Here is a 12,165-nt window from a genome sequence, read left to right as displayed (position 1 = left end):
TCATGCTCCGATTTCTCTCTGAAAATAAGGGTGCCATACTCCTCTTTCTGGCTTGGTTCGTAATCGGACGAATCAATGCTCCCGCGTTTTATGTCGTGGCGAGTGTCAGTATCATTTTGCTTTGGCGAAAGCTTATGTTTCTCGAGCTATTGATGGGCTTTCTTTTCGTCCTCATCCTTAGTGATACGATCAATAGTACTACCGATTTTGCCAAGACATTTAAAAATATCTATATCCTGGCACTAGGTGCTATTGCCGTTATTGAACGCAATCGATTCCCGAAGATCAACCGAATTTACTACTACTTTATTCCTTTCATTTTAGCAGGCTTGATAGGATTAGTCCAGTCTCCCATTCCTACTTTGGCAGTGCAGAAGACGCTGTCTTACATACTGTTGATTTTTATCGTTCCCCAGTTTTTAATCAAGGCATACGATGATCATGGTACCGATGCCATTAGGAACATCATATTTTTTGCGGGCTTCATGATCTTGATGGGTTTCGTCTTGGAAATTGTCGATCCCGGTTATACCTATGCTCGTGGTGGCAGATATCGCGGTGTATTTGGAAATCCAAACGGGATGGGAATATTCGCATCGCTGGTCATAGCCTTGGTTTATCTGAAAAGAGATGTTTTCCCCAATTTATTTTCGAAGAATGATTTGAGGTGGCTGGTCATTCCCGCCCTGATTTCTTTGGTTTTGGCGGGTTCGCGAACCTCGATCATCGCAGTAGTGATCTTCTTTGTTTTCACCAGGCTTTATCGGGTTTCACCCATGATTGGTTTCTTAGCCTTCTTGGGTACCGCCATCATTTCTGAGTTGGTCGCTTCAAATATCGTTGTGATAATCACGAGTTTTGGGCTTTCTGAGTTTTTCAGAGTCGACACATTAGAAGGTGGTTCAGGAAGACAGATCGCCTGGAACCTTGCTTGGCAGACTATTCAAGACAGTTTTTGGTTTGGTAGGGGGTTTGCTTTTGACGAATGGATAATGGCAAAGAACCAAGAGGCTCTCAATGATCTCGGCCACCAAGGAGGTGTGCACAATACCTACCTTCAAATTTGGCTGAATACGGGAATAGTCGGATTGCTTCTTTTTTTAAGAGCCATCTTTTTAAATGTAATCAAAGGAGCCTCTCGTTCTCGTTTGGCTTTTCCCTTTCTTTGGCTCGTGATGTTTAGCATTTTACCTGAGTCATGGCTTGCTGCCTCGCTCAACCCCTTTTCGATCTTATTCTTTATAGGCTTGACCGTTTTAACAGACGATATCTTCACGGCCGAAGCTGCTGAAGAAGAAACTCTCCAAACGACCGTATTGGCATGAAAGTGATCTTTCTTTATACCGAGTTGGCCGATTACATTCGGAATTGCTTTGAGCGCTTGGCTGCTTCAGGAGTAGAGGTACACGTCCTTGCCTATCCGGTCAATCCCGAGGCACCCTTTGAGTTCAACGAATCTTCCAAAGCGACCTACTACGATCGTAACGATTTTGACGATGATGGGCTCATCTCATTCGCAAGAGGTATTGATGCACAAGCTATCTTCTGTAGCGGTTGGATTGATGAAGGCTATATAGCAACTATGCAGGCAATACCTTACGATGTCAATAGGGTTTTGATTTCTGACAATGCGTTTGTGGGCTCTTTAAAAGACAGAGCCTCATCACTCAGAGCAAAGTCGAAGTATAAACGGCTCTTTGACTATGCCTTCGTTTCCGGCGAACCACAAAAAGTATACGCCGAGAAAATGGGCTTCAAGAGAAACGAAATCTTCACAGGCTTCTACACTGCTGATGAAGCCGCATTTGCTTCGATAAAAACTGCGAATGAAAAAGCCGACTTTCCAAAAAGGATTGTTTATGTCGGGCGATACCTTGAGTTTAAGGGAATCTTTGATTTGTGGAATGCCTTTATCGAGTTGAGTCCAAAGGGGTGGGAGCTGCATTGTGTAGGAACCGGAGAATTGTGGGATGAGCGTGTAAATCATCCATCCATTTTCCATCACGGATTTCTGCAGCCCGCAGAAATGAAAGAATTTATGTCCAAAGGAGGTATCTTCGTTCTGCCAAGCCACAAAGAACCTTGGGGTGTCGTGGTTCAAGAATTTGCCGCAGCGGGCTTTCCCCTGATTCTCTCAGATAAAGTAAATTCGGCTACGGCATTTTTAAATGAAGGTCAAAATGGTTTTGCCTTCAAGGCAAAGAATAAAAAGGATTTGGAACGCGTACTTTCAAATATGGTAAAACTGCCCGATTCGACTCTGCGCCATATGGCCATGGAGAGTAAGGAACTGGGACAAAATATGACCGTGTCGAGATGGCTCAAGACAGTGGAAGTATTAGCAAATAGAAAGAAATGAAAAGAATATTGGTAACGGGAGCGGCAGGTTTTGTCGCCAGCGATTTAGCCTTACGCTTATCAGAAGATCACAAGAACTCCATCGTGATTGTCGATAATTTGAGAACGGGAAGCCTTGGAAATGTTCCAAAGGGAGTTCACGATAACATTCATTTCATCAAGTGTGATGTCAATCTATACGAAGATATTTCGTCCGTTTTCTATGCCTATCAGTTTGATTATGTGTTTCACTATGCAGCGCTCGTAGGAGTGAAGCGGACACTAAAAAACCCTGTGAAGGTGCTTGACGATATTGCAGGAATCAAGAATGTACTCAACTTGAGTAAGAACACTGGCGTGAAGCGGGTTCTTTACTCCAGCAGCTCGGAAGTTTATGGCGAACCCGTAGAGATTCCCCAAAACGAACAAACAACGCCTTTAAACTCACGTCTACCATATGCTATTGTGAAGAATATCGGCGAGGCCTTCTTGCGCTCTTATGAGCAAGAGTTTGGCTTGGAATATACCATATTTAGGTTTTTCAATACCTACGGCCCCAAGCAAAGCAAGGACTTCGTGGTTTCGAAATTTATCAATGCCGCTCTTGAAAACAGAGATATTCCCGTATATGGTGATGGATTGCAGACCAGAACCTTCTGTTTTATATCGGATAATACCGAAGCATGTGTTAAGGCATTTTATAACGATGAGGTGGTCAACGATGTGATTAACATCGGTTCAAACATAGAGGTGACAATTTTAGAATTAGCTCAAACTATTATTAAAGCAACAAATTCAAAATCTAAGATCATTCATCTTCCGCCCCTTGCTGAAGGTGATATGACCAGAAGAATGCCCGATAATTCGAAAATGTTGAAAATACTCGGGAGAGACCTCATGCCGTTGGAAGAGGGAATCAAGCACGTTCTTCACTCTGATCAATTTGCAGCGCATTAATGTGCGGAATCGCGGGGATATACGGACACACTAATTCCGATTCGGCCCAATTGCGTATTCGCAAGATGGCTGATAAACTCAAGCACCGTGGGCCAAATGCGGAAGGATTCCACGTAAGTGACGGAATAGCTCTGGCTCATCGGAGATTGTCTATCATCGATCTGAGTGACGGGGCCAATCAGCCTATGACCGACGCTTCCGGACGCTATACGATTGTATTCAATGGAGAGATTTACAATTTCCGTGAACTGAAGAAACAACTCTCGGGATATTCATTTCAGACTGACGGCGATACGGAAGTTCTCCTCGCAGGCTTAGCCAAATGGGGAATTTCGTTTGTCAACGAATGCAATGGAATGTTCGCCTTTGCTCTTTGGGACAATCAGGAGGAAGAACTTTTTCTCTGCAGAGACCGAATGGGGATCAAGCCGCTTTACTATTTGAGAAAAGACAATGAAATCTTATTCTCAAGTGAAGTTCGATCATTGATATCGGGGCTGAACTCCAAGCCCAACTTGAATTCTGCAGCTCTTGCCGAATACCTCAGATACCAGACGGTACACGGTCCTGCTACAATTTTGGAAGGTGTGTTTTCATTGCCTGCCGGCAGCTACATGAAGATTACAGACAACGAGCAGGAAATAAAGTACTACTGGAAGTTGGCAGAATCTGCTCGCACCGACATGAGAGGCATGAGCTACGAGGATACCTATGCTGCGGTCAGAGCCTCGCTGGATGCCAGCGTAAAACGACGGCTAATTGCTGATGTGCCGCTTGGAGTTTTCCTTTCAGGTGGTATAGATTCGAGCGCAGTTGTGGCTCTTGCAGCAAAGCACTCCATCAGCCCGATCAAGACATTTAATATCGATTTTCAAGAACAAGAATTTAGCGAAGCCAAATATGCCGAAGAAGTAGCTCGAAAATTTGGAACTGAGCACCATCGAATTCAGCTGGCTCCAAATGAGTTGATCAACCAGCTTCCCGCAGCTCTGTCGGCGATGGACCATCCTTCAGGTGATGGGATCAACGCTTACGTTGTATCGGGTGCCGCAAAAAGCCAAGGTATCACCGTGGCGCTCTCTGGCCTGGGTGGTGATGAACTTTTTGCGGGATACCCGATCTTTAAGCAGTTTCGCAGTTTACAGAACAAAAAATGGCTTCTGAGCTTTCCCAAGTTCGCCAGAGACCTTGCGGGAAGTCTCCTGGAGATGAGAAATCCCGGTGTGGCTTCGTCTAAAACCCGTAGTGTACTCAATCAAGATAGATTCGACTTGGAATACATCTACCCTTTTAGTCGGGAGGTGGCTACCATAGGGCAAAATGCTGATATGCTGGCGATAGCTTCGCAAGGCGAATCATCCGTTTACAATCTCGTGAAGCGAGGAGTAGGGTACGGAAACCCCGGATTTTCCCTTCCCATTCTGAGCCACGTATCTTATGCCGAATTGACCACCTACCTCGAGAATATTCTTCTCAGGGATACCGATCAAATGTCGATGGCTCACGCTTTAGAGGTCAGAGTTCCTTTTTTGGACCACGAGTTGGTATCAATGGTGATGGGCATCGGTGACAGGCACAAGTTTCCTTACTCGCCAAAGAAGCTCTTAGTAGATGCGATGGGCGATGATTTGCCTGATTCCATTGTCAATCGACCAAAAATGGGCTTTACTTTTCCTTGGGAAGTTTGGATGCGAAATGAGCTCAAAGAGTTTTGTGGAGAGGCTTTACAAAAACTGGGTGCCCGCGATGCATTCAACTCTAAAGCGATTGACAAGCGATGGAATGGCTTTTTGAAAGGCGACTCCAAGATTTCGTGGTCACGAATATGGCATCTTTGCATTCTTGAAGCTTGGCTCGACGAAAATGAAATCTGATAATCGAACCATTCTCATTTTTAGCGATTGGTACCTGCCTGGATACAAGGCAGGTGGGCCGATTACCTCTTGTGCTAACATCGTCGAACTACTGGGTGATGAATTCGACTTTAAAGTTGTGTGCAGCGATAGAGACTACTTGGAAAATGAGTCGTACAGCGGTGTAAAGCTGAATGAATGGGTCCAAGTGGGAAAAGCCCAAGTGATGTACTTATCCCCCGATAAGCAGGACCTAAGTAATATCAAAAAGATTATTAGAGAAGTGAAGGCTCAAATGGCTTTTTTGAACGGTATGTTCAGCAAAGCATTCACCATCTTTCCGCTTATCGCCCTGCGAAATCAGTCCACTAAAGTAGTGATAGCGCCCAGAGGAATGTTGGCCCCTGCTGCTATGGGAATCAAGTCATTTAAGAAAAAAACCTTTCTGAGACTATCGAAGTTATTTGGACTTTTTTCCGGGGTGAAATTCCATGCGACCAATTCTGTTGAGTCCGAGCAGATCTCAACGTGGTTTGGGAAAGTTCCTATTGAAATTGTTGCAAATATTCCGGGGAACCAAAGCCTTGACAGTCCCGGATCATCTCATACCAAGGAGAAAAATAGACTTAGCCTTTACACCGTTGCTCGTATCGCTCCTGAAAAGAACATCCATTTTGCACTGGAGTGCTTAAAGCACGTTGACAGCGAAATATCCGTGAGTTTCCAAATGATCGGATCTGTTTATGATCAGAGTTATTTGAATCGGTGTAAAAAGATCATAGAAACTTTGCCCGATAATGTGGAAGTGAGATTCCTGGGTGCAATGCCGGGTAAGGATATTCCCGGCGTTGCTGCAAAAGCTGATTTTTTCTTTCTTCCTACTGCTGGTGAGAACTACGGCCACGCCATAGTAGAAGCTTTGTTGACAGGCGTTCCAGTCGTTATTTCTGACCAAACTCCCTGGCGCGAATTGGTTGAAAATCAAATGGGTTATGATCTGACCCTTGTCAGGGAGGAGTTTACAGTTCTTCTGAATAAGCTTGGAAAGATGGCCGATGAGGAATACAAGTTGCAGTATAAAAATATTGAGGTCAATGCCGCAGCATTAATAAATCTTGATAAATTGCATATGGCTTACCAGAATTTATTCCATGATCGAAACAGATCTTAGCTCTTTCACCAACAAAGAATATCGACCGGGTTCTGCGGTCAAGCGAGTTTTGTGGTATCTCGTCTCTTTATTTTTTTTTAGAACAGCTTTTCCATGGCCTTCAGGATTTAAGGTAGTACTTTTGCGACTCTTTGGAGCGAGAATTGGTCAAGGGGTTGTCCTAAAGCCTTCAGTAGCTATAAAGTACCCATGGTTCCTAGCTATAGGGGATCATTCATGGATCGGTGAGATGGTTTGGATAGATAATTTGGTCAGTGTTTCGATAGGCTCCAACGCTTGTATATCTCAAGGCGCTATGCTGTTGACGGGAAATCACGATTATAAAAAGTCACGTTTTGATTTGATGGCAAAGCCAATCATCTTGGAAAAAGGAGTTTGGATAGGAGCAAAAAGTGTGGTTTGCCCCGGAATTACATGTTATTCACACTCTGTCCTATCAGTTGGTAGCATTGCTACATCGAATCTCAATTCTTATTCCGTATATTCAGGCAATCCTGCGAAGGAAATTAAATCAAGAGAAATCCTTGAAGGTTAGTGTAATTACCATATCGTACAATGCCGTTGATACACTGGAAGATACTATACTTTCAGTGATTGGTCAGACATACAGTGATCTGGAATACATTGTGATTGACGGAGCATCCAATGATGGCTCACTCGAGATTATTGACAAATACCGCGATAAAATTGATCAAGTCGTATCTGAACCTGACGAGGGTATTTATTTTGCCATGAATAAAGGCATCAAAATGGCAACAGGCGATGTCATTGCGATCTTAAATGCAGACGATACTTACGCTTCCGATACGATTATCGAAAAAGTAGTTTCTCAGCTTAAAGCGTCAAAAACGGATTCTCTTTATGGTGATTTACACTATGTAGATCGCATCAGAGCTGGAAATGTGGTTCGTCGATGGAAGGCAGGGAAGTTTGTTCGCTCTTTCTTCTTGAAGGGTTGGATGGTTCCACATCCCACTTTTTTCGTCAAGAAAGAAGTCTATGATAAATATGGACTTTTCAACACAGACCTCACCACAAGTGCCGATTACGAATTTATGGTTAGAGTGCTGTACAAGGAAAAGATTTCTACTACTTACATGCCCGAAGTTATGGTGAAAATGAAAAGAGGTGGGCAGAGTAATCTCAGTTTGCAAAACAGAATTAGAGCCAATAAGGAAGATAGACTTGCCTGGGATTTAAACGGGGTGAAACCTGAGACGTTCACCTTTATCAAAAAGCCTTTCAGAAAAATCAGTCAATTCCTGATTACTAAAACTTAGCTCTGGACTTACGTCGTTTTCTCGACTTGCGCTTGATCCAGTTGTACCGCTTTTTGTAGAAACTACTCCTTCCCTTGAGAACATAAGAGTAAGTGAATTGAGTGAAGAGATACCCATCATTGTTGGTTGGGTCACCTCGCTTCTCTCCGGGGGCAAAACTTTCCGCATTCGGAACATCTAGTCCAAATTCTTCAGCATACTCAGCTGCAGTAGCTAAAGCTTCAGGAGTAGTGCGATTGGACAATTGGGCAGCGAGACTATTTTGGTCATCAAAGCTCGCATACTCGGTACTCGTGTCGTCTATGTAGTCTGTGAAGGTAGTACGGTAGCCAATTTCCCAGCCGAAACGATGCACCTTATTATGAGTAAAATATAGCCCCAAACCTGCAGGAAGGGTGAACTGCCACCGGCTATAGTCCTCTCCTTCGGTTTGAAGCGGTTGTAATTCAACAAGCTCTCCATTGAATTCTTCCAAATCACCGTAGTATACCACCTTTGGATTGTGGTGCATGACACCCGCCCCTAGAAAAGCATAAATTTTAAAATCGGGATTGTAATAACCTTTTCCGCTCACATCGTTGTCGTAAAACAAGGTGATCTCCGCTCGACCGCTTACTTCAAAGATGTTGTTTCTGAAGCTTAGGTTTCTCGCTACTCGTGCAGGGTTTTTGGAGTTGTAGTCATTCGCTCGGATACGTCCGTAGTTGGCTCCTAAATTGAATGAAAATGTAGGCGAAAACTTGTATCGAGCAAAACCTCCGAAAACATATTGGGTGCGGTTCAATTTCATGTCAAAAATGAAATCTCTCCGTGTCTCCTCCTCTCCACCTATCTCGCCGAGGTAATTGGAAAAACCGACACCCACACCAAAGTCCCACTGGTATTGGGCCGACGCAGGTGCAGCTATTCCCAAAAGGATTACAAAACATAATATGCGGGGGCTGAGCATAAGCGCAAAGATAGAAGAATGGATGCAATAGAAAATAGTTTTCAATTTCCTTTTAAGAGAGCCTCGTAGAGGGTTCTTCTCTTCGAATTTTTACGTTCTTCGCAGAACCACGTTTTACCTATGAAAATTTCACAATTACTGAAGATCAAATACCCGATAATTCAAGCGGGAATGGTTTGGTGCAGTGGGTGGGAATTGGCATCGGCTTCTGCCAATGCCGGAATGCTTGGAGTCCTTGGTTCGGGTTCTATGTATCCTGATGTCCTGGATCAGCACATCAAGAAATGCAAAGCTGCCACTCAAAATCCCTTTGCCGTAAATGTGCCATTGCTTTATCCTGATATTGAAAAGCATTTTGAAGTGATTCTTTCCAACGGGGTGAAAACCGTTATTACTTCGGCGGGAAACCCCGGGAAGTACACCGAAATATTAAAAAAGGAAGGAATAACCGTGCTACATGTTGTGAGCAGTTCAAAGTTTGCTGTGAAGGCCCAAGATGCAGGAGTTGATGCAGTCATTGCCGAAGGGTTTGAAGCGGGAGGCCACAATGGTCGCGAGGAGACTACCACGCTCTGTTTGGTGCCCCAAGTTTGCGAGGCTGTAAACATTCCAGTCGCAGCCGCAGGTGGAATATCTTCCGGCAAATCCATGTTTGCAGCTCTAGCTCTGGGCGCCGATGGCGTTCAGATCGGTAGTAGGTTTGTCGCCTCTAGTGAAAGTTCTGCACATGAGTTATTTAAGCAACAAGTAATTGATGCTAAGGAGGGTGATACTGTTCTTACGCTTAAAGAACTAGCGCCTGTCAGGTTGATTAGAAATGGTTTTTATACGGCTATTTCTGAGGCCTATGAGCGAGGAGCTGCTACCGAAGAGCTGAGAACGCTTTTAGGTCGTGGAAGAGCCAAAAGAGGAATGTTTGAAGGAGATTTGGTAAATGGAGAATTGGAAATCGGGCAGGTTTCCGCGGGAATTCACGAAGTTAAGCCGGTAGCCAAAATACTGGAAGAGATCATTTCAGAATACGAAGAAACGAGAGAATTGATGTACTCAAGATCAGTGAGCTTATGATAGAATATGAAAGGTTTGTCTTGGAAAATGGCTTGACCTTAATTGTACATAAAGACCGGAATACGCCGATTGTTTCGGTTAATACCCTATACAAGGTGGGAGCTCGTGATGAAAATCCGGACAAAACGGGATTCGCCCACCTATTCGAACACTTAATGTTCAGCGGAAGCAAGAATGTGGCTGATTTTGATACACCACTGCAACGGGCCGGAGGGCAAAACAATGCTTTCACCAACAATGACTTTACCAACTATTACGTGACTCTCCCAAAGGAAAACTTGGATACGGCACTTTGGCTGGAGTCAGACCGAATGCTGGAGTTGGGCTTTTCGCCCGAAGGCTTGGAAGTACAAAGAAAAGTGGTGATCGAAGAATTCACGCAGCGCTACCTTAATCAACCTTACGGCGAGTTGTGGTTGACGCTGCGGCCAATGGCTTACAAAGTTCATCCCTATCAGTGGGCTACAATCGGTAAAAGTATAGCTCACATCGAAGAGGCCACTATGGATGATGTGAAGAGTTTCTATAATCGGTATTACTCTCCATCAAATGCCATTCTGACAATCGCTGGTAATGTGGATTCAGAACTCATCCTCGATAGGGTCAACCATTGGTATGGGGACATTCCTTCCGGGAATAGTGTGAATGGTAGCTACCCGACGGAGGCAATAAAAGCGGAGGATGAATGCGAAGTACTGATCAGGGATGTGCCTCAGGGAGCCATTTATATGGCTTGGCTTATGAGTAATCGAAGAGAGATGGATTACTACAAATTCGATCTCTTGAGTGATGTTTTGGGAAATGGAAAGTCATCCCGTTTGTATCGAAAGCTGATTGTGGAAAAGGAGATTTTTACGCAGGTTTCAGCTTATATAACGGGAAGTATCGATCAAGGTCTTCTGGTGGTTTCGGGAATGCTCAGCGAGGGAGTTGACCATAATGAAGCAAGAGAAGCCGTCCTTGATCAGCTGGCACAGTTGGCTAAAGATCCGCCTTCTGAACGAGAGCTCACCAAGGTCAAAAACAAGGTGCTGGCTCAAAAAGCCCTCTCAGAAACCGGTGCCCTCTCGAAAGCGATGAATTTGAGCTACTATGAAATGTTGGGAGATGCTTCGGCGATAAACAGTTTTCAGGATAACTACATGAAAGTATCAGCTGAAGACGTGCAGGCCATGGCTAAGAAACTAATAGAAAGAGGTGTAAACGAATTGAGGTATGAAAAGAGAAATGGATAGGACGACTGCACCCGCTATTGAGAAAGTGAAGGAACTTTCGGTTCCATCTCTTGAGCCACGAGATCAGATAAACGGGACTCCTGTTTTCGTGGTGGAAGATGAAGCGGAGGAGCTGAACAAGATAGAAGTTGTTTTTCCAGCAGGTTCAGGAGAGGAGCTGAAACCACTTCTGGCCACAGCTACTTCTTCCATGTTGACCGAAGGAGCGGGTGAGTATTCAGCCAATCAAATCAGCGAATTAAAAGACTACTATGGAGCCAAAATTCAAACGGGAGTTGGGAAGGACTTAGCTTCTGTCACACTGGTTTGTCTCAAGTCGAATCTGGAAGAACTCATACCCATCTTTGTCGCTATTATTCAGAAACCTGCTTTTCCTGAAAAGGAATTTGAAAGCTATAAACGAAGAACAAAAGCTAGCCTCAAAGTCAATCTGGAAAAGGTGGAGATCATCTGTCGGCTGGTTTTTAGCGAGCTGTTTTTTGGTGATTCAAAATACGCAGAACGATTTGCTCCCGAAGATTTTGATAAAATTGATCAGACTGATCTGGAGGCTTTCCACAATGAGAATTATCGATTGAAAGATGCCCGAATTTTCATCAGCGGTGGTGATGTAAATAAAGCGATTGCTCTACTCAAGCAGGCCCTTAAAGCTGGCGAGGGTAATGTCTTTAGCAAGGCCGTTGGTAACTTCAGTCCTAAGCAGGAAGTGAAATTCGTTCGAAAAGATGGCGCATTGCAAAGTGCCATTCGTGTTGGCTTTCCGGCTATTGCCAGACATAACGAGGATTATCCCGCTTTCTACATCGCCAATACTATTCTGGGTGGCTACTTCGGTTCTCGACTCATGCAAAATATTCGAGAAGACAAAGGATACACTTACGGAATCGGGTCGAGCATCAACCAATTGAAGGATTTGGCTTACGTCGTCATTTCCACTCAAGTGGGAGCAAAACACACCGATGCTACGCTAAAAGAGATTCATTATGAGGTGAATCGATTGCGCAACGAGTCTGTGCCCGTTGAAGAGCTCGAATTGGTAAAGAATTATACTGCAGGAGGTTTGTTGAGGAGTTTTGACGGAACCTTTAGTCAAGCGTCTTTGTTGAACACCATGCTCATGCATGGATTGTCACAGTCATATTATGAGCAATTTTTAAAGAAGATCTACGCGATATCACCTGCTGATATTCTAATGGTTGCTCAAAAGTATTTTGATCCGGAAAAATTCACCATTGCTATTGTCGGTGAAGGCTTTTCCGACAACGATTAATTGGTTGCAACGTCAAAATAATGAAAGGTTTATGACGTTGCTTAA

The 12,165-nt window shown here is 44.1% G+C and carries 11 protein-coding genes; 10 read left to right on the top strand and 1 reads right to left on the bottom strand.

Features of this window, described 5'->3' with window-relative positions; translation table 11 throughout:
• The first annotated feature begins 2 nt into the window (after positions 1 to 2).
• Genes O3Q51_10740 through O3Q51_10710 form a run of 7 tightly spaced genes read left to right on the top strand, consistent with a single transcriptional unit; the run spans position 3 to position 7,598 of the window.
• Complete coding sequence (locus O3Q51_10740) at positions 3 to 1,325, top strand: O-antigen ligase family protein (protein ID MCZ4409291.1); 1,323 nt, start codon at positions 3 to 5, stop codon at positions 1,323 to 1,325.
• Positions 1,322 to 2,359, top strand: a complete 1,038-nt coding sequence (locus tag O3Q51_10735) for a glycosyltransferase family 4 protein (protein MCZ4409290.1) — start codon at positions 1,322 to 1,324, stop codon at positions 2,357 to 2,359. Before O3Q51_10740 ends, O3Q51_10735 begins: the two co-directional genes overlap by 4 nt.
• On the top strand, positions 2,356 to 3,294 hold the full coding sequence (locus tag O3Q51_10730) for an NAD-dependent epimerase/dehydratase family protein (protein ID MCZ4409289.1): 939 nt from the start codon (positions 2,356 to 2,358) through the stop codon (positions 3,292 to 3,294). Before O3Q51_10735 ends, O3Q51_10730 begins: the two co-directional genes overlap by 4 nt.
• Positions 3,294 to 5,168 (top strand): asparagine synthase (glutamine-hydrolyzing), encoded by a 1,875-nt coding sequence (gene asnB, locus O3Q51_10725; protein MCZ4409288.1) that lies wholly within the window; start codon positions 3,294 to 3,296, stop codon positions 5,166 to 5,168. Before O3Q51_10730 ends, asnB begins: the two co-directional genes overlap by 1 nt.
• Entirely contained in the window at positions 5,158 to 6,318 is a 1,161-nt protein-coding gene (locus O3Q51_10720; GenBank protein MCZ4409287.1) for a glycosyltransferase, read from the top strand. The genes asnB and O3Q51_10720 overlap by 11 nt, the downstream gene beginning before the upstream one ends.
• The gene (locus O3Q51_10715; protein ID MCZ4409286.1) at positions 6,299 to 6,853 is read left to right on the top strand and encodes a WcaF family extracellular polysaccharide biosynthesis acetyltransferase; all 555 of its coding nucleotides are present in this window, start codon (positions 6,299 to 6,301) and stop codon (positions 6,851 to 6,853) included. Before O3Q51_10720 ends, O3Q51_10715 begins: the two co-directional genes overlap by 20 nt.
• Positions 6,843 to 7,598, top strand: coding sequence for a glycosyltransferase family 2 protein (locus O3Q51_10710; GenBank protein MCZ4409285.1), 756 nt, complete (start codon positions 6,843 to 6,845; stop codon positions 7,596 to 7,598). Before O3Q51_10715 ends, O3Q51_10710 begins: the two co-directional genes overlap by 11 nt.
• Here O3Q51_10710 and O3Q51_10705 read toward each other — a convergent pair.
• Positions 7,588 to 8,547, bottom strand: a complete 960-nt coding sequence (locus O3Q51_10705) for a DUF6089 family protein (protein ID MCZ4409284.1) — start codon at positions 8,545 to 8,547, stop codon at positions 7,588 to 7,590. The two genes, O3Q51_10710 and O3Q51_10705, sit on opposite strands and share 11 nt — an antisense overlap.
• Before the next feature lie 120 nt (positions 8,548 to 8,667).
• Between O3Q51_10705 and O3Q51_10700 the strand changes: the two genes are divergently transcribed.
• Genes O3Q51_10700 through O3Q51_10690 form a run of 3 tightly spaced genes read left to right on the top strand, consistent with a single transcriptional unit; the run spans position 8,668 to position 12,120 of the window.
• The gene (locus O3Q51_10700; protein ID MCZ4409283.1) at positions 8,668 to 9,615 is read left to right on the top strand and encodes a nitronate monooxygenase; all 948 of its coding nucleotides are present in this window, start codon (positions 8,668 to 8,670) and stop codon (positions 9,613 to 9,615) included.
• The gene (locus tag O3Q51_10695; protein ID MCZ4409282.1) at positions 9,612 to 10,850 is read left to right on the top strand and encodes a pitrilysin family protein; all 1,239 of its coding nucleotides are present in this window, start codon (positions 9,612 to 9,614) and stop codon (positions 10,848 to 10,850) included. The genes O3Q51_10700 and O3Q51_10695 overlap by 4 nt, the downstream gene beginning before the upstream one ends.
• Positions 10,831 to 12,120 (top strand): pitrilysin family protein, encoded by a 1,290-nt coding sequence (locus O3Q51_10690; protein ID MCZ4409281.1) that lies wholly within the window; start codon positions 10,831 to 10,833, stop codon positions 12,118 to 12,120. Before O3Q51_10695 ends, O3Q51_10690 begins: the two co-directional genes overlap by 20 nt.
• Positions 12,121 to 12,165 lie beyond the last annotated feature (45 nt).

The organism is Cryomorphaceae bacterium 1068 (genome assembly GCA_027214385.1).
Taxonomy (GTDB): domain Bacteria; phylum Bacteroidota; class Bacteroidia; order Flavobacteriales_D; family Cryomorphaceae; genus JAKVAV01.
The sequence above is the reverse complement of the archived record's forward strand: the minus strand, read 5'-3'. Positions and strand labels throughout refer to the sequence as shown.

What these genes read in the sequence shown, in the direction of transcription:
- O3Q51_10740 (MCZ4409291.1), top strand. Translation starts at nt 3, where the DNA reads ATGCTCCGATTTCTCTCTGAAAATAAGGGTGCCATACTCCTCTTTCTG.
- O3Q51_10735 (MCZ4409290.1), top strand. Translation starts at nt 1,322, where the DNA reads ATGAAAGTGATCTTTCTTTATACCGAGTTGGCCGATTACATTCGGAAT.
- O3Q51_10730 (MCZ4409289.1), top strand. Translation starts at nt 2,356, where the DNA reads ATGAAAAGAATATTGGTAACGGGAGCGGCAGGTTTTGTCGCCAGCGAT.
- asnB (MCZ4409288.1), top strand. Translation starts at nt 3,294, where the DNA reads ATGTGCGGAATCGCGGGGATATACGGACACACTAATTCCGATTCGGCC.
- O3Q51_10720 (MCZ4409287.1), top strand. Translation starts at nt 5,158, where the DNA reads ATGAAATCTGATAATCGAACCATTCTCATTTTTAGCGATTGGTACCTG.
- O3Q51_10715 (MCZ4409286.1), top strand. Translation starts at nt 6,299, where the DNA reads ATGATCGAAACAGATCTTAGCTCTTTCACCAACAAAGAATATCGACCG.
- O3Q51_10705 (MCZ4409284.1), bottom strand. Translation starts at nt 8,547, where the DNA reads ATGCTCAGCCCCCGCATATTATGTTTTGTAATCCTTTTGGGAATAGCT.
- O3Q51_10700 (MCZ4409283.1), top strand. Translation starts at nt 8,668, where the DNA reads ATGAAAATTTCACAATTACTGAAGATCAAATACCCGATAATTCAAGCG.
- O3Q51_10695 (MCZ4409282.1), top strand. Translation starts at nt 9,612, where the DNA reads ATGATAGAATATGAAAGGTTTGTCTTGGAAAATGGCTTGACCTTAATT.
- O3Q51_10690 (MCZ4409281.1), top strand. Translation starts at nt 10,831, where the DNA reads ATGAAAAGAGAAATGGATAGGACGACTGCACCCGCTATTGAGAAAGTG.